Origin of the sequence: Streptomyces sp. NPDC094448, from assembly GCF_044763775.1 — a bacterium.
Classification (GTDB): Bacteria; Actinomycetota; Actinomycetes; order Streptomycetales; family Streptomycetaceae; genus Streptomyces.
The window spans coordinates 146,592-164,864 of the sequence record NZ_JBIWGU010000005.1 but is presented as its reverse complement, the minus strand read 5'-3'; the positions used below and the strand labels follow the sequence as shown (position 1 = coordinate 164,864).

Sequence of the window (18,273 nt, the reverse complement as noted above, 5' to 3'; positions counted from 1 at the left end):
GCCCTGCGGGGAAGCAGCGCGAGAAGGAGTCGTACGAGGTGCTGCATGCGCACTCCAGGGGGCCGGTGCCCCGACCCGCCGCGGGGGTCCGGCGGGCCGGGGCGGTCTCGTGGGGTCAGCTCCGGACGGCGGACCGGCAGCCGGGGTGCGCGTAGAGCGCGGGGCGGGCGCCGGAGGCGGAGAAGCCGTCGAAGACCTCGGTCTCGGGGGTGGCTTCGACGGGGCGGCCGCAGCGGACGCATTCTTCGGTGCGGGACTCATCGTTCATGTCGGGCCTCTGGAGACTCGCAAGCAAGCTCGCCCCACACCTGCTTGCCCCAGCGGTGAATCTCCATCCCCCAGGAACGAGTCAGGGCGTCGATGAGAAGGAGGCCTCTGCCATCGAGACAATCGCCTCCCGAATCAACCCGTACGACCGGAACTACTCGGGACCGGTCCAAAACACCAAGGCGGACCGCTCCTTCCGAGGGGCGGGACACCACGACCCGAATCGAAGGCCGTCTGGCATGACGAGCAGCATTGGACACCAACTCCGTCACGACCAGGGTGGCATCGTCGATCAGGGAGTGGAGCCCCCAGGCACCAAGTGCCGTGCGGACGAGCCGCCGCGCGATGACGGCACTCTCCGGTGCACGGGGAAGGGTTTGCGCATAACCGGGATGCCCGACAGAGGGTGGTTTCGTGGTCACGGTCAGGACCTCAAAGTGTTGGGCGGCAGGGCCTGGTACGGCTCCTGGGCCACGCCTGGAAGCGATTGCGCGGCCACGTAGCTCTCACCACCTCCCGCAAGCAGGCGGCGGCTCGCGCACCATGGGAGTGCGCGAGGACACACCCAACACTGGACCGGTGGACCGGTCCAGTCAAGCCCTCGTCAGACCCCTTGCCCCATCTCATAGTTGTCGACGAGAACCCAGTGGGCCGAAGCTGTGACACCTTCTTCGCAGACCAGCGGCCTGCCATCCCGGTCATAGGCGGTATGCAGCACCACGGCAACGGCAGTCGGACGCTTCACCCTCAAGTGGTCGGCTTCAAGTACGGTCGCCAACCTGACCGTAGTGATGTCCGTTCCACGAACCGGCTCCCGACCCGTCTCTCTCCGGACATAGTGGGTTGTACCTTCGGCGATCGGGCCCGTGGCCGACAGACGCGGGCACAGTTCTGCGATATCGGGCGGAAACCAAGCAACCACGTACGTCAGCGGATTGCCGTCCTCCGCCAGGACCAGACGGCTCCGGTGCAGCGCAGCCGCACCCACTGGAAGGGCCAACTTCTCTGCCACATGCGAGGGCGGCACCAGCATCTCCGGTGTTCCGAGGCGCCGGAACGGGCGTCCGCCCGATGTACGACTCGTACCACTGCGCCTGCCGCCGGCAGGCCGGGCGACCGCGATTTCGACCACGGTGAACCCCCGCCCCTGATGCGGAGTCACCAGCCCGTCGGCGCGCAGCGTCTCCATGGCCTTGATAGCAGTAGCCCGCGAGACACTCCACTGCTCGCACAAGTCCCTGCTCGACGGCAGTATCTCGCCGGGCCCGAACTCGCCATCGGCAATCCTGCGGCGCAAGTCCTCGGCGATGAGTTCATACTTCAGCGGTGGCATGGAGATCCCTTCGAAGGTGACCGGTTGACCGGCCACGCTACGGTCTGGCGATTCACAGGGCCACCCGCCAGACTTCTCTCATGAACGCACCGACTGGCCCCACACCGGTCATCGCGCCGGAGATCCTCGCCTTCTACAGCGAAACCATCGACGAGTCCGTCCGTCTCACCTCGGCGGCAGACGGCGTCCTGGAAATGGTCCGCACACAGGAGCTTCTCCGCCGTCACCTCCCCGAGCCTCCGGCCAGAGTGTTGGACGTGGGCGGCGGGCCCGGCGCCCACGCGGCGTGGCTCGTGAAAGACGGTTACACCGTTCACGTTGTCGATCCCGTGCCACGCCATATCGAGCAGGCCCGCAGGACCGGCGCCACGGCCGAACTCGGCGATGCCCGCGCCCTGACAGCCGATGATGGCAGCTATGACGCCGTTCTCGTCCTAGGGCCGCTCTACCACCTATTGCGTAAGGATGAGCGGCTGCGAGCGCTCACGGAGGCGCGGAGAGTCGTTCGAGCTGGTGGACTGGTTGTTGCCGCCGCCATCGGTCGGTACGCATCGCTGTACGAGCACACCGCCACCACGTGGCTGGGGACCAAGGAACGCGTGCGAGAAGCGGTCGCGGACATCCTCACCACCGGGGTCCACGAGCCCGGCAGAAAGGGTTTCACCGCCGCCTACTTCCACACCGCGGCCGAACTCGTAGAGGAAATGTCCAACGTCGGGCTCGGCGATGTGCGCGTGTACGGGGTCGAAGGACCGGCGTGGGGAGCACTGAAGGCTGCCGAACAGCACTCAGGTGCCCCGCTGCCCCTCGACAGCCCCCTGTTCCTGGCCGCACTGGAGGCAGCCCGACTGGCCGAACCCCACCCCGCACTGCTAGCCGCAGCGTCGCACCTGCTCGCCGTAGCCCAGTCCTGACCGATCTGGAGGCCCTCAATGACCCAAAATCGTCAAAGCCCTGTGACAGCGCCGGAGGGTGTTTCCGAGTTCGTGGACGGGGACGGCTTCCGCCGTCTCTTCGAAACCTTCAAGCACACCGCCTGGCGGCTGGAAACACGGCGCGGCTACGCGTCCGACCGTGAGGACCCCGACTTCCAGGCGTTCCTGGCCACCGGGTCCTCGCCCTGCGATCCCGACGAGCCCTGGTTCATCAATATCAAGGCCCAGACCGAGGCGGGCAAGACGGTCGGCCGGGTGCGCGTCGCGGACAGCCCGCCCACCATTGAGCAACGGTTCCTGCTCGACTACGCCCGGCACAACGCAGCCGTCGGGGAGGACATCCGCTATCTGCGGCGTGAGGACGCCGACCACGCGGCGCTGCCCGCCGAAGACTTTTGGCTCTTCGACTCGCGCTTGGTGGCGCTGCTGCACTTCGACGATGCCGACAACCTCGTCAACATCGAACTGATCACCGAACCGGCCAAGGTCGTCCGCTACTGCATGGTGCGTGACGCTGCGATGCACAATGCATTCTCGTGGGACGAATTCGCCGCGCAGGTAGCCGGGGCGGACCGTGTGCGGGACGGGTGAGCAGCGACTACCAGTAAGCCCGGGCTCCGGGCCCGCACGATCGTGGCCGACGAGATCCGCAGGCCCGCCGCCTTCACCATCACCTGCCTCGGCGGGCTGCTGATCTGCCGCTGTTAGGCGTCAGCCCACCGCCCGATCCTCCCGGTCCAGCCACACCCGCTCGCCGGCCGCCGAGACCGTGAGGCCGAAGCGGGCGCGTTCCGGGGCGCCCCGGCCTTCCCACTGCCGGAAAGCCTCTTCGGCCGTATCCCAGAGCCGCTCGGGGCCGTACTGCTCGACCGGATAGTCCCGTTGGCCGGGCAGGTAGTCGACGGACGCCCAGGACGCGCGGTCGTCGGCGAGCAGCCACAGGGTCGCCTCGCCGCTGCCGTCCTCCGCCCGGACCCAGTGGTACCAGGCGCGGGGCAGCGCCAGGCCCACGGCGAACAGTGCGTCCGGATTCCGCAGGAGGCGGCGGGGGTCGAGGGTCGTCGCCGTCGCCGCGGCCTCGGTGGTGTGGTGGAGGAAGTCCCGGAGCCATCCGCGGTACGGGCGGTCGTTGCGGGTCCGCATGAACGACGGATGGCCGTGGAACCTGCCCCGGCCCACTCCGTCCGCGACGTCCAGCACGGCGAAGCTCGCGTGGAAGAAGCTGCCGCCCCAGGGGGCGACGATCCGGCCGTGCGGGGTCTGTTCGATCCACGCGTACGGGATGCGGGGCACGGTGTAGGTGGCGATCAGCCGGTCGTACGGGGCGTCCTCCGGCCGGCCCCGGTCCGCGTCGCCGCAGACGATCCGGGGGCTCGTTCCGGCCGCGGCGGCATTCCTCGCGGCCTGCTCCACCAGCAGCGGGTCGATATCGACGGAGACGACGTTCCCGCCCCCGAGCCGGTGCGCCAGCCAGGCCGCGTTGTAGCCGGTGCCCGCCCCGGCCTCCAGCACCCGGTGGCCCTCTTCGGCCCGCAGCAGCGACAGCATCTCCAGCATCACCGACGGCATCGAGCTGGAGGAGGTGGGGAGCCGGTAGCCGCCCTCGGGGCCGGGGCGGCCGTCGTCGAGCTGGGTGGTGAGCGCGAGGTCCCCGTAGACGCAGTCCAGCCAGCGGTCCGGCTCGCGGTCCCGGGAGACCGTCCGGCCCCCCGTCTCGAAGCTGTCCGGCAGGAACAGGTCCCGCCGGACAGCGGCGACGGTCTCCTCCCAGCCCGGGGGGATCGCCCCCTTCCGGGTCAGGATCTCGACCAGGCCTTCCGGTGTGCCCACCTCAGTCCTCGTCGGGATCCGCCGGAGGGATCGGCCGGTCCCACTGGCCGTCGGCCTCCCTCGGCGGCTGCTGCTGATCGCCCTCGGCGCCGCCCTTGCCGTCCCCGTGCTTCCCCATGGCCTCCGCCCCTTCCTTCCGGTACGCATGCCGATGCACATGCGGTACGTATGCGGTACGTATGCGCAGTGTGGCGGTCCGGGGACGGGCCTGTGAGGACGTTTTCCGGCCCCCGCCGACCGGTCGATGCACGGCGCCGAAGGCGCGCCCGGGGCGCGCGTTCGTCAGCGGTGACGGGCTCGGGCGCACGGCGACGGTACCCGGCCCGCGCCGACGGGCGGGCGGGGCCTCATACCCGGCCCAGCACCATCCACTTCCCCGGCTCCTCCAGCGGTCCGAAGCCCGCCCTCGCATAGACCTCGTGCGCGTCCGCCGTGGCCAGCATGATCCGGTACACGCCCAAGGCGGCGACCTCGTCGCGGACCGCCGCCACCAGCGCGTTGCCGAGACCGCGGCCGCGCAGCTCCGGAGCCACGTACACATCGCACAGCCACGCGAAGGTGGCCCGGTCCGTCACCACCCGGGCAAAGCCGACCTGGGTGCCGGTCTCCGTCTCGTACACCCCGAAGTTCAGCGAGCCCTCGATGGCCGCCTCCTGCAGCTCCCGGGAGCGGCCCACGGCCCAGTACGCGTCCGTGGACAGCCACCGGTGGATCAGCGCGCGGTCGAGGCGGTCCGGAGAGGTCGAGATCTCGTAGCCCAGCGGGAGCGAAGGTTTCATGCGCGCATCGAACCAGCCGGGGGCGGGGCCGGCCACCGAGTTCCCGGGGAGGAACAGACGGGAGGTGCCGGACCGCGGCCGCGCCCCGGCGCCCCCGCCTACCCGCCTCGCGGGGAAAGCGCTTGCTGGAATCGCACCACCAGTGGCCGGGGCGCGGCCCTCCCGTGATGCTCTCAGGAAGAAACAGGGAGGCGAATCGCCCCGGCGAAGCCGCATATATCCCGGCCAACCACCCCTCCCTAATTTGTATGACTCCGCAACAATTAGATGTAGTGGACTAGACCTATCCCCCGGTCGCCCGCCAAACTGTCGGGGTGAGACACGTCATCGCCCTCGATGTGGGCGGCACCGGCATGAAAGCCGCCCTCGTCGGGGTGGACGGCACGCTCCTTTACGAGGACCGGCGGGCGACGGGGCGCGAGCGCGGAGCCGATGCCGTCGTGCAGTCGATCCTCGACTTCGCGGAGGAGCTTCTGGACTACGGGGTGGCCCAGTTCGGCCGGAGCGCCCTCGCCGCCGGGGTGGCGATCCCCGGGATCGTCGACTCCGAGCAGGGGATCGCGGTCTACGCCGCCAACCTGGGCTGGCGCGACGTCCCCATGCGCGATCTGCTCAGCCGCAGACTGCGCGGGATCCCCGTCGCCCTCGGGCACGACGTCCGCACCGGCGGGCTCGCCGAGGGGCGGATCGGCGCCGGGCGCGGCATCGACCGGTTCCTGTTCGTCCCGCTCGGCACCGGCATCGCGGGCGCCATCGGGATCGGCGGCACCATCGAGGCCGGGGCGCACGGCTACGCGGGCGAGATCGGGCACGTCGTGGTCCGCCCCGACGGACCCGACTGCGGATGCGGTCAGCGCGGGTGTCTGGAGACCCTCGCCTCCGCCTCCGCGGTGACACGTGCCTGGGCGGAGGCCAGCGGCAATCCGTACGCCGACGCCGCCGACTGCGCCAAGGCCGTCGTGTCCGGCGACCCGAAGGCGACCGCCGTCTGGCAGGACGCGGTGGACGCCCTCGCCGCCGGTCTCGTCACGGCGCTCACCCTGCTGGACCCCCGCACGCTGATCATCGGTGGCGGGCTCGCCGAGGCGGGGGAAACGTTGTTCACACCGCTGCGGGCGGCCGTCGAGGAGCGCGTCACGTTCCAGAAACTGCCCGCCATCGTCCCGGCCGCCCTCGGGGACACCGCAGCGTGCCTGGGTGCCGGGCTGCTCGCCTGGGATCTGATCGCCACCGACTCGGAGGTAACCGCCTAATGGCCGCACGCGCCGTACTCGCCCACAGCGCAGCGGGCGCCGCTCGCGCCGACAGCACGATCCTCACCGGAGCCCGGGTCGTCCTGCCGAACGGGGCCGTCGAGAACGGGACGGTCACCGTCGAGGGCACGAAGATCACCGCGGCGGAGGCGGGCCCGGCGCCCGCCGGCGCGCCCGTCCGCGATCTGACCGGGCACTGGATCGTTCCGGGCTTCGTCGATCTCCACAACCACGGCGGCGGCGGCGCCTCCTTCACCAGCGGCACCGCCGACGAGGTGCTCCAGGGCGTCCGTACCCACCGCGCACACGGCACCACGACGCTCGTCGCCTCCCTGGTCACCGCCGACACGGACTTCCTGGCCAGACGGGCCGCCGAACTCGCCGAGATCGTGCAGCAGGGCGACCTCGCGGGCGTCCACTTCGAGGGCCCCTTCATCTCCCCCTGCCGCAAGGGCGCGCACAGCGAGGAGCTGCTGCGCGACCCCGACCCGGCCGAGGTGCGCAAGCTGATCGACGCCGCCCGCGGTACGGCGAAGATGGTCACCCTCGCCACCGAGCTGCCCGGCGGGCTGGACTCCGTACGCCTCCTCGCCGACCACGGCGTGATCGCCGCGATCGGCCATACCGACGCCACGTACGAGCAGACCGCCGAGGCCATCGACGCGGGCGCCACCGTCGCCACCCACCTCTTCAACGCCATGCCGCCGCTGGGCCACCGCGCCCCCGGCCCGATCGTGGCGCTGCTGGAGGACGAGCGGGTCACCGTCGAGCTGATCAACGACGGTACGCACCTCCACCCCGCGGCCCTGGAACTGGCCTTCCACCGGGCGGGTGCGGGCCGGGTCGCCTTCATCACCGACGCGATGGACGCGGCCGGCTTCCGGGACGGCATCTACCAGCTCGGCCCGCTGGCGGTCGATGTCACCGACGGCGTCGCCCGGCTGGTCGAAGGCGGCTCCATCGCCGGTTCGACGCTGACCCTGGACACCGCCTTCCGGCGGGCCGCGACCGTGGACCTGCTCCCCGTCGAGGACATCGTCCAGGCCATCTCGGTGAACCCGGCGAAGCTGCTGGGCCTGTACGACCGGATCGGGTCGCTGGAACCGGGCAAGGACGCGGACCTGGTGATCCTCGACGCCGAGTTCGCGCTCAAGGGCGTGATGCGGCGCGGCGAGTGGGTCGTCGAGCCGAAGTAGCCGTACGAGGTCGTCGTACCGGCGACCGGACCGGGTCCGAACAGGGCGTTTTCCGGCTCGAACAGCGCAGGCGGTTGGCCCGGGGGGTGGGCCAACCGCCCACCTTTTGGCATGATCAGGACCGTACCCGGACGACGACCGAGCCGAAGGGGTGGTGCCCGCCATGGTGATACTGACCGTCACCCTCAACGCCGCCCTCGATATCACCTACCGGGTCCCCGCCCTCGCCCCGCACACCACGCACCGCGTCTCCGACGTCCGCGAGCGCCCCGGCGGCAAGGGCGTCAACGTCGCCCGGGTGCTCGCCGCCCTCGGCCACGAGACCGTGGTCACCGGATTCGCCGGGGGCCCGGCGGGAACGGTTCTGCGCGAGCTGCTCGCACCCCTCGCCCCGCACGACGCGCTGGTGCCCGTCGAAGGTGCCACCCGGCGGACGGTCGCCGTCGTCGACACCGCGAGCGGCAGCACCACCCAGTTCAACGAGCCCGGACCGGCCGTCTCACCCGCCGAGTGGGCCCGTTTCCTCGATGCGTACGACGCCCTGCTCCGGGACGCCCGCGCGGTCGCCCTCTGCGGCAGCCTGCCGCCCGGTATCCATGTCGGCGCCTACGCCGAACTGGTCCGCCGGGCGCGCGCCGCCGGTGTGCCGGTCCTGCTCGACAGCGACGGCGAACCCCTGCGGCGCGGTATCGCCGCCCGCCCCGACCTGGTCAAGCCCAACGCCGACGAGCTGGCCCGGCTGACCGGCGCCCGCGAACCGGTGCGCGCCGTGCTGGGCGCCCGGCGCCGCGGCGCCCGTGCGGTGGCCGCGTCCTTCGGCCCCGACGGGCTGCTCGCCGCCACGCCGGACGGCGTCTGGCAGGCCACCCCGCCCGCGCCGGTCCGGGGCAACCCGACCGGTGCCGGTGACTCCGCGGTCGCCGCGCTGCTGGCGGGGCTCGTCGAAGGGCTGACCTGGCCCGAGCAGCTGGCGCGGGCCGTCGCCCTGTCGGCGGCGACCGTGCTGGCTCCGGCCGCGGGCGAGTTCGACGCGGCCGCTTACGAGCGGCTCCTCCCCGACGTCTCCGTCACCGAACGCACGGAGCACCGCTAGTACAGAAAGCGCACAGAAGCTCAGGGGGACTCATGCCGATCGTCCATACGCGGGAACTCGTCGAGGCGGCCGCCGCGGCCGGGACCGGCGTCGTCGCGTTCAATGTGATCACGCTGGAGCATGCCGAGGCCGTCGCCGCGGGGGCGGAGCGCGCGGGGCGCCCCGCGATCCTCCAGATCTCCGAGAACGCCGTACGGTTCCACGGCGGCCGGCTCTCCCCCATCGCCGCGGCCACCGCCGCCGTCGCCCGCGCGTCCACGGCACCGCTGGGGCTCCATCTGGACCATGTCGTCACCCCCGGGCTGCTGGAGGCGGCGCCCGGCGAGGGCTTCGGCTCCGTGATGTTCGACGCGTCGGTGCTGCCGTACGACGAGAACGTCGCCCTGACCGCCAAGATGACCGCCTACGGGCACCGGCACGGTATCTGGGTGGAGGCGGAGCTGGGCCGGGTCGGCGGGAAGGAGGGCGAGCCGGCGCTGGACGCCCATACCCCCGGGGTACGGACCGATCCGGACGAGGCGACCGGCTATGTCGCGCGGACCGGGGTGGACGCGCTGGCCGTCGCGGTCGGCTCCTCGCACGCGATGACGGAGCGGACGGCGGCCCTGGACCACGGGCTGATCCGGCGGCTGCGGGAAGCGGTCCCGGTGCCGCTGGTGCTGCACGGCTCCTCGGGTGTCCCGGACACCGAGATCCGGGCCGCGATCGCCGCCGGAATGGTGAAGATCAACGTGGGGACGGCGCTGAACACCGCGTTCACGGCGGCGGTACGGGAGTCCCTGGCGGCCCGCCCGGACACGGTCGACCCCAGGAAACACCTCGTCCCGGCTCGCGAGGCGATGGCCGGGACGGTGGCGGACTTCCTGGGGCTGCTGCCGGTGGTGTGAGGCGGGGCTCAGCCGCGGCGGACCTCAAGCCAGTCGAGGGTCACATCGCACTGGTTTCCGGTCTCGCAGGAGATCTTGATTTCGTTCTGGCCCTTCTGGAGCTTCATCTGGGTCCAGGTGGTCTGCCAGTTGTTCTCCAGCGCCGGGTCCGTCGAGCCGCGGAAGTTGTGCAGCCGGATCGCGTTGGAGTTCGGCTTGCCGTTGATCGAGAGGGTGGCGTTGGCATCCTTCATGGGGATCGTGTAGCGGATGTACAGCTTGTACGTGCCCGCTTCCTTGATGCCCGCCTTCCAGGTCACCGAGGCGCCGACCTGGTTGAAGTTGGTGACATAGGCCCCGCCGGTGCCTTCCGCGCCCTTGATTCCGGTGCCGGACTCCGCCGCGCCGCCCAGTTTCAGGGTGACGGCGTCCTGCTTGGGGAGTTTCCCGGAGTCGTCGCCCTCGCCCTCCTTGGGCTCGGTCGGCTTGTCGTCCGGCTCGTCCGCGGAGGGGCTGGGCCCGGTGTTGCCGGAGTTCTGGCTGTTGGTCGTGTTGTCCTTCTTGTCGTTCTCGTTGGAGAGAACGGCGACGGTGATCCCGGCCACCACGACCGCGACCACGGCCAGGGCGCCGATCAGCAGACCCTTGTTGTTGGGGCCGCGGCCCCGGCCCCGGCCGCCGCCCGAGGCGACGGTGTCGGGACCGCTGCCGGGGTGGCCGGGCGCCCCGCCGCCGGGGTAGGTCTCCGGCGCCGCGTACTGCGGGTTCGGCTGGGCGTAGGGCTGCTGCTGGTGCTGGGCGTACTGCTGCTGTCCGTAGCCGGCGTGCGGGGCGCCCTGGTGGTGACCGTACTGGCGCTCTCCGACCGCGCGGACCTGGTTGTACGACGTCCTCGGGACGCCCGGCTGGGCCGGTCCCGGGTAGCCGTAGCCTCCGCGCCCCTGGCCGCCGCCGGGCCGGGTCGCACCCGCGGCCTGCCCGTCCTCGTACAGGTAGCCGAACGGGTCGTCGTCCTCGGGCGTGCTGCCGTTCGGCGCGCTACCGCCGTTGTTCGCGGCCGTCATCCCTGTCACTCCTCACCATGTCGCCGGCGGTACGCCGACGCGGCGAGCCTACCCGGTTCGAATGAACCGATCCGTCGGTGTTGACCGTGATCGTACGGACGGGCGGGCGCCCGGCCGGGGTCCGCTTACCCGCTTCTCCCTCAGAGCGTACGGCTGTTGGATACCGGGTCAATGAGGGGTTGGGCACAGGAGTGATACAGACGCGGCGCAAGTGGCATACGGAGCGCGCCGGATGGTAGGGGCGGGTCCCGGGGCCGGTCCCCGGGGCGGGGCCGTCCGCCCGCCCGGCCCGGTGGGAGCGGCGGCCCGCCGGGCCCGCCCGGTGCGGCTCTCCCCGCCGGTCGCGGCGGCCCGCCGGGTCAGCCCGCACGCCGGTGCACCTTCGAGCGGGACCGCTTCTCCACGTACATCCGCTCGTCCGCCGAGGTCAGCACCGCGTCCACGCTCATTCCGCAGCTCGCCCAGCCGATGCCGAAGCTGGCGCCGACCCGGACCGCGCGGCCGCCCGCCCGGATCGGCAGGATGATCGCGTTCCGCAGGCGCGCGGCGAGGTCGGCCGCGTCCGCGACGCCGAGCCCGTCCGCGAGGACCACGAACTCGTCACCGCCGAGCCGGGCGACGGTGTCGCCCTCGCGGACGCCGGTCGTCAGCCGCCGGGCGACTTCGATCAGCACCTCGTCGCCCGCCTGGTGACCGAACCGGTCGTTGATCGACTTGAAACCGTCGAGGTCGCAGAAGAGGACCGCGAGGCCCTTGGTGCCGTCGTCGTCGCTCTCGGGCGCCACGACATGGACATGGTGGTCGTAGGGGTTGCCGGAGTGGCCGAAGGAGTAGCCCTCGGTGTTGAAGATCGCCTCGGTGTCGGCCTCGTAGTCGTACTCGTAGGAGCCGTCGAATTCGTAGTCGTACGGGCCGGGGCCGGCGCCCGGCGGGGGCCCGGCCGACGGGACCCGGACCGTCCCGGGCCGCTCGCAGAGCTTGGCGCTCAGCCGGGACCGCAGCTCGGCGCTGTTCGGCAGGCCGGTGAGGGCGTCGTGGGAGGCGCGGTGGGCGAGGGCCAGCTCATGGCGCTTGCGGTCCTCGATGTCCTCGACATGGGTGAGGAGGAAGCGCGGGCCGTCGGCGGTGTCGGCGACGACCGAGTTGCGGAGGGAGACCCAGACATAGGTGCTGTCGCGGCGGCCGAGGCGTATCTCGGCCCGGCCGCCCTCGGCCGAGGTGCGCAGCAGGGTTCCGACGTCCTCGGGGTGGACGAGGTCGGCGAAGGAGTAGCGGCGCAGTACGGAGGCGGGGCGGCCGAGGAGGCGGCAGAGGGCGTCGTTGGTGCGGAGCAGCCTGCCGTGCTGGTCGCCGCCCATCTCGGCGATGGCCATACCGCTGGGCGCGTACTCGAAGGCCTGGCGGAAGGACTCCTCGCTGGAGCGGAGCGCCTGCTGTTCGCGTTCCAGCCGGACCAGCGCCCTTTGCATATTTGCTCGGAGCCGGGCGTTGCTGATCGCGATGGCCGCCTGGGAGGCGTACGTCTGGAGGGCTTCCTGGCCCCAGGGGCCGGGGCGGCGGCCGTTGCGGGGACGGTCGACGGAGATCACGCCGAGGAGTTCACGGCCGCCGCCGGAACCGTACATGGGCGCGTAGAGGCGGTCGCGGGGGTGCCATTCGTCCTCGAACCGGGGCTCGGGGCCCTCGGTGTGCCACTGGGGGACGTCGTCCTCGATGAGGACCCAGCCCTCGGTGTGCGGGATGAACCGCAGTTCGCCCCAGGCCTCCCCCATGGAGAGCCGGCGGTCCCAGGAGGCACGGGGGCCGACCCGGCCGGTGATGAGGGCCTCGGCGGCGGCGCTGCCCGCGAAGGCGGCGACGACGAGATCGCCGTCGGAGCGGACGAGGTTGACACAGGCGAGTTCGTAGCCGAGGCCGGTCACCACGCCGTCGGCCACGTTCTGGAGCGTGTCGGCGAGGCTGCCGGCTCCGTTCAGCTCGGCCACCACCTTGTGCAACTGCCGCAAGGTCGCAAGGCGGACGTAGGGCTCCGACTCGGTCTCCATGCTCGCTCTCCCCGAGACCTCGACAGCAGACTCCAGGTATCTCTTCGGCCTTCGTGCATCGGTGTGCGTACGGTCGTCCGCGCCCGGTCCTTGGCACGGTTTCCCGGCCACTGAATCACAGCGAGCTGTCCACCCGGTACACAGGGTCAACAAATACCGCCCTCTGTGACTCAAGTCACATTGTCGGTTGAGAGTATCCGGCTTGTGCGGGGATGTGCTTTTGGCTCTTACCAGCGTTTTCAGAACGCAAATCAGCCAACTGTGCGGAGGGTGAGAAGGGGGTGCGGGAGCGCGCCCGAGGGCGCGGCGGGGGCGCGCGGAACACCCCGTATCGGCGGTGTACCAGCGGTCCTGAGGGGTGCGGGGGCGGTCGGAGGGGCGGTCTCGCGGACCGGCCGGGAGCGGTCGGGCGGCGTACGGTTCCGGACGCCGGGGCGGTGGTCCGGGCGGCCCGGCGGAGGGCCGGGCGCGTGGATCCGATCGGTCCCGGGGGCGGTCCGGGGGCGGCCCGGCGGAGGGCGGCGGAGCGCGGAGACGGTCCGGAGACCCGTCATGGCGGTGTACCGGATGGGGCTGGAGGGCCGGGCGGGTCGGCCGTGACCCCTGGTTCGGGCCGTTGAGCTGCGGCGGGACCTTGGTCCTAGGACCAAGGCAGCCCCCGGGGGCCGATGCGGGGCGCCCGGGTGGCCGGTTAGCGTTCCGTGTGTGCTGCAGACAACCCCCGCGACTGCCGCGGCCTCCGCTTCCGGGCCCGTTCCCGCCCCCGGCATCCCGCATGCTGAGGGGGTGAGCAACGACGACTTCCGCGCCGCCATGGCCAAGCTGGCCGCGGGCGTGGTCCTGGTGACCGCGTTCGACGAGGACGCCGGGCCGCACGGCGAGGACGCCGGGATGACGGCCACCGCGTTCGTCTCGGTGTCGCTGGACCCGCCGCTGGTGATGGTGAGCCTGCGCAACGGCTCCCGGATGGACGATCTGCTGGCCGAACAGCCGCTCTGGGCCGTCTCGGTCCTCGCCGAGAGCCAGCGGCATATCGCGGGCCGGTTCGCCATGAAGGGCCGGCTCAGCGACCGGCTGCTCTTCGAGGACATCCCGTACCGGCGGGGCACCGTCAGCGGCGCCCCGCTGGTCGGCGGCGCCCTGGCGACCCTGGAGTGCCGCACGGAGCAGCGCGTGCCCGCCGGGGACCACACACTGGTGATCGGCCGGGTCCTGGAGGTCGGCGTGCCGAGCGCGGAGGGCGGCCCGCTGATGTACTTCCGGGGCCGCTACCGGCATCTGGGCTGACGCCGCCGGGCCCGGCGGCGTCGCGGGAGCCGTACCACCCGGTCCCGCAGTGGCCGGAGCCCGTACCGTCAGGACCAGTCCCGGCCCGTACGCCCGCGTTTGGTCTCGGCGCGCTGCTTCTTCTCCCGCAGCCGCCGCTCGTTGATACCGCGCGGAATGCGCGAAGCCCGGCGCGGCTTCGGCGGCGGGGCCGTCGCCTCCGCCAGCAGCGACGCCAGCCGCACGGCCGCCGTCTCCCGGTTGCGCCACTGGGACCGGTGCTCCGACGCCCGCACGGAGACCACCCCGCCGACGAGCCGCCCCGCGAGCCGCTCCAGCGCGCGGTCCTTCCAGACCTGCGGCAGCGCGTCCGTGGCCGCCAGATCGAAGCGCAGCTCCACCTGGGAGTCGCTGGTGTTGACGTGCTGGCCGCCGGGCCCCGACGATCTGGAGAAACGCCACATCAGCTCGGCCTCCGGCAGGGAGACCGAACCGCGGATGACATAGGGCCCGGACATGACTCCATGGTCCCCCGCGCACCCGGTCCCCGTCACCCCGGTTTCCGGTACGCGCCCGGTCGCGTACCCCTGCTCCCCTGCTCCCCTGCTCCCCTGCTCCCCTGCTCCCCACGGTCGGTGTCCCGTGTGCCACCGGTTCCGCCTGCGGTCCCGGAAAGCCGGGCGGGCATGGAACCCGGCACCGGTCTCCCGGCGTTATGGGGGTTGGGGATAGCTTCGGCCACGAGGCTCAGCCCGAGCGGCCCGGACCCGGCGGTCCGGGACCCGAGACTCGGCAACGACGCGAAACAAAGGGGATGTCCCAATGGCAGTAAGCCTGACCAAGGGCGGCAACGTCTCGCTCACCAAGGAGGCGCCGGGCCTGACCGCCGTCACCGTCGGCCTCGGCTGGGACGTCCGCACCACCACCGGCACGGACTTCGACCTCGACGCCTCCGCGATCGGGGTCAACGGCGCGGGCAAGGTCGCGTCCGACGCCCACTTCGTCTTCTTCAACAACCGCTCGACGCCGGACCAAACCATCGTCCACACCGGCGACAACCGCACGGGTGAGGGCGGCGGGGACGACGAGCAGATCAGCGTCAACCTCGCGGGCCTGCCCGCCGATGTCGACAAGATCGTCTTCCCGGTCTCCATCTACGACGCCGTCACCCGCGCCCAGAACTTCGGCCAGGTGCGGAACGCCTACATCCGGATCATCAACCAGGCGGGCGGCGCCGAGATCGCCCGGTACGACCTCAGCGAGGACGCCGCCGTGGAGACCGCCATGGTCTTCGGCGAGCTGTACCGCAACGGCGCGGAGTGGAAGTTCCGCGCGGTGGGCCAGGGGTATGCCGCGGGTCTGGAGGGCATCGCCCGCGACTTCGGCGTCAACCTCTGATCCGAGCGGTGCCCGCCGGGGCCGGTCCGGGCTCCGGCTCCGGCTCCGGCTCCGGCTCCGGCTCCGGCTCCGGCTCCGGCTCCGGCTCCGGCTCCGGCTCCGGCTCCGGCTCCGGCTCCGGCTCCGGCGAAACGTTTGGCCCCGGCGGTGGTTCCGGTCCGGTCCCCGGACGGGGGCGGCTGCCGGGGCCGTCCGCTGCCCGGGGCCCGGGGCGGAAAGGGGCAGGGCGGGCGTCTCACGGCCGGGCCGGGCGCTTCTTCCCGTACAGCCAGACGTCCCAGACCGCGTCCAGGTCCTTCCCCGTCACCGCCTCCGCATAGGCGGTGAAGTCGGCGGTCGAGGCGTTGCCGTGCCGGTACTTCTCCGGCCAGCCCCGCAGCAGCGCGAAGAACGCCCGGTCGCCCACCGTCTGCCGCACCTTGTGGAGCACCATCGCACCCCGCCCGTACACCGGGGCGTCCGAGATCCGCGCCGGGCCGGGCGGATCGGCGGGCGGGAAGGCCCAGTTGTCGTCGGAGGCGAAGGCCTCGTCGAAGGCCCGCCCGGCGGGGACCTTCTCCCGGTCCTCCGCCCACAGCCACTCCGCGTAGGTGGCGAAGCCCTCGTTGAGCCATATGTCCCGCCAGGCGGCCGGGGAGACGGAGTTGCCGTACCACTGGTGCGCGAGTTCATGGACGACGGTGGGGACGTCGTACATCCCGGCCGGAACGACCGGGCGGCCCTGCGTCTCCAGGGCGTAGCCCGCGTCCCCGTCCCGTACCGCGATCGTCCCGGCGGACGAGAAGGGGTACGGGCCGAAGCGGCCCACCGCCCAGGCGAGGAACTCCGGGATCCGGTCGGTGACCGCGCGGGTCGGCCCCGCCACGGCCGGATCGGCCGCGGAGACGACGGGCAGTCCGTCAGGGGTGCGGGTGCGGATCAGCTCGTACGGTCCGATCGCGACGGTCGCCAGATAGGACGCCATCGGTTCGGCGGACCGCCAGACGAAGGTGGTCGCGCCGCGGGCGTTCGTGGTCTCCCGGACGAGTTCGCCGTTGGAGACGGCCTTCAGCCCCCGGGGGACGGTGATGGCGAGTTCGTAGCCGGCCTTGTCGGAGGGGTGGTGGTTGCCGGGGAACCAGGCGGCCGAGCCCGCGGGCTCCCCCAGCGCGAGCGCCCCGCCGCGGTTGGGCAGCCAGCCCTCTTCGGAGCCGTCGGCGTCGGTGACGGTGCGCGGGGTGCCGGAGTAGCGGACGGCGGTACGGAAGAGGGCACCCCGGCGGATGCCGTCGCGCGGCCGGATCGTGAGTTCGTCCCCGCTCCGGTTCACGGCGGCGGCCGCCCTGCCGTCGACGGTCACCCCGTCGACCTTGAGGCCGTGCAGGTCGAGGTTGAAGGCGCTCAGCTCCTGCCCGGCGCGGGCGAGGATCTCGGCGGTTCCGGAGAGCCGCCGGGCGGCGGGGTCGTAGTCGAGGGCGAGGGTGTAGTGCCGTACGTCGTATCCGCCGTTGCCGAGCCGCGGAAAAAGGTCGTCCCCCAGCCCGGCGGCCCCGGGCCGACCGGTCCCCTGCGGGGTGCCGGTGCAGGCGGTGAGGGCGAGCGCGCCCGCCACGGCACAGACCAGGGCGGACCGGCAGACGGCGGACACGGGCCGAGGCAACCGGGACATGGGCCGATCCTAGGCCGTGTCTGACAAATAACGTCGTCCGCCCGTAGGGCGGGGCCTGCGGCGTCCGGTGCGTGCAATCGCAAGGCGGAGGGTTTCCCTCGTACTGGACGTACTCGGGAAATCCCGACAACGCAGCGAGTGTGCGTGCCGGGCGTCGCGGGCCAGACGGGATTTGTCAGACACGGCCTAGGCCGTCGCGGCCCAAGCGGGACTCTCCGGTCGCAGCACCGGGGTCCGCGCACCTCACGGCCGAGCCACCGGCCGGGAGCCCGCCGTGTCAGGGCGCTGCACTCGGCCGCGGGGCCGCGGGATCATCTGTTCCGCTTGTCCAACTCGTGCCGACGTTCCGCGTGCTCGACCGCGCCCCGTGTTCGCGCGCGCTCGAAGGGGCAGCGGCTGCCCTTCGCGACTTCCTGTCGGCCGACCTGGTTGATGTAGGCGACCAGGGCGAGATGAACTGCTTCGCTCTCCGTCCTGGCCTTGGACAGGGCCAGGACACGTGCAAGAAGCTCGGTGTCGATCTCGATGCGGGTCACTGTCATGACGCTCACCCTAGGCCGCGTCCGACCGGCGGCAGCAGCATCCGGGCCCGCCCCCGGGGAAGGGCGGGACCGGATGGCGGGCGGCTCGGGGCGCGTCAGCGGCCCAGGGCCGCGATGCCCGCCTTCGCGAACTCCTCGTCCTGGGCGCCGGACGGGGCGCCCGCGACGCCGATGCCCGCGATGGGGGCGCCCTTGGCCTGGACCGGCGCGCCGCCGCCCAGGAAGAGGGTGCCGGGGATGTCCTTCAGGTTCGGGGTGCTCTCCAGCCGCTTGACCAGCTCGGAGGTCGGGGCGTTCCACGAGACGGCGGTGAACGCCTTCTTCTCGGCGGACTCGTAGGACTGCGGGCCCGCGCCGTCGCCGCGGAGGGTGACGACGGTGTTGCCGTTGCGGTCCACGACGGCGACGGTGACCCGCTGCCCGGCGCGCTCGGCCGCGTCCAGCGAGGCCTGCGCGGCCTTGGTCGCGGCGTCGATCGTCAGGTGCGTGGTCTGCTGAAGGTTGCGGTTGTGGGTGTCGGCCTTGACCGCGGCGCGGGATTCGGCGGCGGGGGCCGAGGCGCTCGCGGACACCGCGCCGAACGTCCCGGCGCTGATCGCGACGGCGGCGACGGTACCGGCGACGACACGGGCGCGGATCGACATCTTCTTCATGGTCGTGGCTCCTGGCTGCGGGTGGGGTTCCTGCGGTTCCCGGGTCGGCTCGACCCGTCTGCCTTCGATCCTGGTGCCGGTCACGGGCCGCGACCGTCGGCGTAC

At 72.1% G+C, this 18,273-nt stretch carries 18 protein-coding genes and 1 pseudogene; 8 read left to right on the top strand and 11 right to left on the bottom strand.

Annotated features, from left to right (window positions below):
• Positions 1–115 precede the first annotated feature (115 nt).
• The 3 genes from ACIQ9E_RS11700 to ACIQ9E_RS11690 all read right to left on the bottom strand — a co-directional run bounded on the left by ACIQ9E_RS11700 (position 116) and on the right by ACIQ9E_RS11690 (position 1,600).
• Positions 116–268 carry a hypothetical protein gene (locus tag ACIQ9E_RS11700; protein WP_403705629.1) on the bottom strand — a complete coding sequence of 51 codons (153 nt, stop codon included), beginning with the start codon at positions 266–268 and terminating at the stop codon, positions 116–118.
• Positions 258–689, bottom strand: a complete 432-nt coding sequence (locus tag ACIQ9E_RS11695) for an ATP-binding protein (protein WP_403705627.1) — start codon at positions 687–689, stop codon at positions 258–260. The genes ACIQ9E_RS11700 and ACIQ9E_RS11695 overlap by 11 nt, the downstream gene beginning before the upstream one ends.
• 182 nt (positions 690–871) lie before the next feature.
• On the bottom strand, positions 872–1,600 hold the full coding sequence (locus ACIQ9E_RS11690) for a GntR family transcriptional regulator (protein WP_403705624.1): 729 nt from the start codon (positions 1,598–1,600) through the stop codon (positions 872–874).
• A gap of 80 nt (positions 1,601–1,680) precedes the next feature.
• On the opposite strand from ACIQ9E_RS11690, the gene ACIQ9E_RS11685 reads away from it, so the two are divergent.
• On the top strand, positions 1,681–2,514 hold the full coding sequence (locus ACIQ9E_RS11685; protein ID WP_403705621.1) for a class I SAM-dependent methyltransferase: 834 nt from the start codon (positions 1,681–1,683) through the stop codon (positions 2,512–2,514).
• A gap of 54 nt (positions 2,515–2,568) precedes the next feature.
• Positions 2,569–3,126 (top strand): annotated as a pseudogene (locus ACIQ9E_RS11680) (DUF6879 family protein); the annotation flags it as partial.
• Between the two features lie 120 nt (positions 3,127–3,246).
• On the opposite strand, the gene ACIQ9E_RS11675 reads toward ACIQ9E_RS11680, so the two are convergent.
• The gene (locus tag ACIQ9E_RS11675) at positions 3,247–4,365 is read right to left on the bottom strand and encodes a methyltransferase domain-containing protein (RefSeq protein WP_403705618.1); all 1,119 of its coding nucleotides are present in this window, start codon (positions 4,363–4,365) and stop codon (positions 3,247–3,249) included.
• 347 nt (positions 4,366–4,712) lie between these two features.
• Positions 4,713–5,144: a GNAT family N-acetyltransferase gene (locus ACIQ9E_RS11670; RefSeq protein WP_403705615.1), complete on the bottom strand. Its 432-nt coding sequence runs from the start codon at positions 5,142–5,144 to the stop codon at positions 4,713–4,715.
• 314 nt (positions 5,145–5,458) lie between these two features.
• Between ACIQ9E_RS11670 and ACIQ9E_RS11665 the strand changes: the two genes are divergently transcribed.
• The 4 genes from ACIQ9E_RS11665 (at position 5,459) to ACIQ9E_RS11650 (ending at position 9,573) form a co-directional block, all read left to right on the top strand.
• Complete coding sequence (locus ACIQ9E_RS11665; protein ID WP_403705612.1) at positions 5,459–6,397, top strand: ROK family protein; 939 nt, start codon at positions 5,459–5,461, stop codon at positions 6,395–6,397.
• On the top strand, positions 6,397–7,593 hold the full coding sequence (gene nagA / locus ACIQ9E_RS11660; protein ID WP_403705609.1) for an N-acetylglucosamine-6-phosphate deacetylase: 1,197 nt from the start codon (positions 6,397–6,399) through the stop codon (positions 7,591–7,593). The genes ACIQ9E_RS11665 and nagA overlap by 1 nt, the downstream gene beginning before the upstream one ends.
• A gap of 166 nt (positions 7,594–7,759) precedes the next feature.
• Positions 7,760–8,686 (top strand): 1-phosphofructokinase family hexose kinase, encoded by a 927-nt coding sequence (locus ACIQ9E_RS11655; protein ID WP_403706222.1) that lies wholly within the window; start codon positions 7,760–7,762, stop codon positions 8,684–8,686.
• Positions 8,687–8,718: 32 nt separating this feature from the next.
• Complete coding sequence (locus ACIQ9E_RS11650; protein ID WP_403705606.1) at positions 8,719–9,573, top strand: ketose-bisphosphate aldolase; 855 nt, start codon at positions 8,719–8,721, stop codon at positions 9,571–9,573.
• An 8-nt stretch (positions 9,574–9,581) separates the two neighbouring features.
• On the opposite strand, the gene ACIQ9E_RS11645 is transcribed toward ACIQ9E_RS11650, so the two are convergent.
• Positions 9,582–10,616: a CBM35 domain-containing protein gene (locus tag ACIQ9E_RS11645; protein WP_403705603.1), complete on the bottom strand. Its 1,035-nt coding sequence runs from the start codon at positions 10,614–10,616 to the stop codon at positions 9,582–9,584.
• A 359-nt stretch (positions 10,617–10,975) separates the two neighbouring features.
• On the bottom strand, positions 10,976–12,661 hold the full coding sequence (gene cdgB, locus ACIQ9E_RS11640) for a diguanylate cyclase CdgB (protein WP_403705600.1): 1,686 nt from the start codon (positions 12,659–12,661) through the stop codon (positions 10,976–10,978).
• A 708-nt stretch (positions 12,662–13,369) separates the two neighbouring features.
• On the opposite strand from cdgB, the gene ACIQ9E_RS11635 reads away from it, so the two are divergent.
• A complete protein-coding gene (locus ACIQ9E_RS11635; RefSeq protein ID WP_403706220.1) occupies positions 13,370–13,948 on the top strand; it encodes a flavin reductase family protein in 579 nt (192 codons plus the stop codon).
• A gap of 68 nt (positions 13,949–14,016) precedes the next feature.
• Here the strand turns inward: ACIQ9E_RS11635 and arfB are convergent, their stop codons facing one another.
• A complete protein-coding gene (gene arfB / locus ACIQ9E_RS11630) occupies positions 14,017–14,445 on the bottom strand; it encodes an alternative ribosome rescue aminoacyl-tRNA hydrolase ArfB (RefSeq protein WP_403705597.1) in 429 nt (142 codons plus the stop codon).
• 304 nt (positions 14,446–14,749) lie between these two features.
• Between arfB and ACIQ9E_RS11625 the strand changes: the two genes are divergently transcribed.
• Entirely contained in the window at positions 14,750–15,325 is a 576-nt protein-coding gene (locus tag ACIQ9E_RS11625; RefSeq protein ID WP_403705595.1) for a TerD family protein, read from the top strand.
• A 235-nt stretch (positions 15,326–15,560) separates the two neighbouring features.
• On the opposite strand, the gene ACIQ9E_RS11620 is transcribed toward ACIQ9E_RS11625, so the two are convergent.
• The 3 genes from ACIQ9E_RS11620 to ACIQ9E_RS11610 form a co-directional block, all read right to left on the bottom strand.
• The gene (locus ACIQ9E_RS11620; RefSeq protein WP_403705592.1) at positions 15,561–16,973 is read right to left on the bottom strand and encodes a M1 family metallopeptidase; all 1,413 of its coding nucleotides are present in this window, start codon (positions 16,971–16,973) and stop codon (positions 15,561–15,563) included.
• A gap of 311 nt (positions 16,974–17,284) precedes the next feature.
• Positions 17,285–17,515, bottom strand: a complete 231-nt coding sequence (locus ACIQ9E_RS11615) for a type II toxin-antitoxin system VapB family antitoxin (RefSeq protein ID WP_403705589.1) — start codon at positions 17,513–17,515, stop codon at positions 17,285–17,287.
• Between the two features lie 95 nt (positions 17,516–17,610).
• Positions 17,611–18,168 (bottom strand): heme-binding protein, encoded by a 558-nt coding sequence (locus tag ACIQ9E_RS11610; protein ID WP_403705586.1) that lies wholly within the window; start codon positions 18,166–18,168, stop codon positions 17,611–17,613.
• Positions 18,169–18,273: the final 105 nt, after the last annotated feature.

Bases quoted from the DNA above. Each gene is read 5' to 3' on its own strand.
- ACIQ9E_RS11610 (WP_403705586.1), bottom strand. From the start codon at position 18,168: ATGAAGAAGATGTCGATCCGCGCCCGTGTCGTCGCCGGTACCGTCGCC.
- ACIQ9E_RS11620 (WP_403705592.1), bottom strand. From the start codon at position 16,973: ATGTCCCGGTTGCCTCGGCCCGTGTCCGCCGTCTGCCGGTCCGCCCTG.
- ACIQ9E_RS11690 (WP_403705624.1), bottom strand. From the start codon at position 1,600: ATGCCACCGCTGAAGTATGAACTCATCGCCGAGGACTTGCGCCGCAGG.
- ACIQ9E_RS11645 (WP_403705603.1), bottom strand. From the start codon at position 10,616: ATGACGGCCGCGAACAACGGCGGTAGCGCGCCGAACGGCAGCACGCCC.
- ACIQ9E_RS11625 (WP_403705595.1), top strand. From the start codon at position 14,750: ATGGCAGTAAGCCTGACCAAGGGCGGCAACGTCTCGCTCACCAAGGAG.
- nagA (WP_403705609.1), top strand. From the start codon at position 6,397: ATGGCCGCACGCGCCGTACTCGCCCACAGCGCAGCGGGCGCCGCTCGC.
- ACIQ9E_RS11700 (WP_403705629.1), bottom strand. From the start codon at position 268: ATGAACGATGAGTCCCGCACCGAAGAATGCGTCCGCTGCGGCCGCCCC.
- cdgB (WP_403705600.1), bottom strand. From the start codon at position 12,661: ATGGAGACCGAGTCGGAGCCCTACGTCCGCCTTGCGACCTTGCGGCAG.
- ACIQ9E_RS11615 (WP_403705589.1), bottom strand. From the start codon at position 17,515: ATGACAGTGACCCGCATCGAGATCGACACCGAGCTTCTTGCACGTGTC.
- ACIQ9E_RS11685 (WP_403705621.1), top strand. From the start codon at position 1,681: ATGAACGCACCGACTGGCCCCACACCGGTCATCGCGCCGGAGATCCTC.
- arfB (WP_403705597.1), bottom strand. From the start codon at position 14,445: ATGTCCGGGCCCTATGTCATCCGCGGTTCGGTCTCCCTGCCGGAGGCC.
- ACIQ9E_RS11670 (WP_403705615.1), bottom strand. From the start codon at position 5,144: ATGAAACCTTCGCTCCCGCTGGGCTACGAGATCTCGACCTCTCCGGAC.
- ACIQ9E_RS11650 (WP_403705606.1), top strand. From the start codon at position 8,719: ATGCCGATCGTCCATACGCGGGAACTCGTCGAGGCGGCCGCCGCGGCC.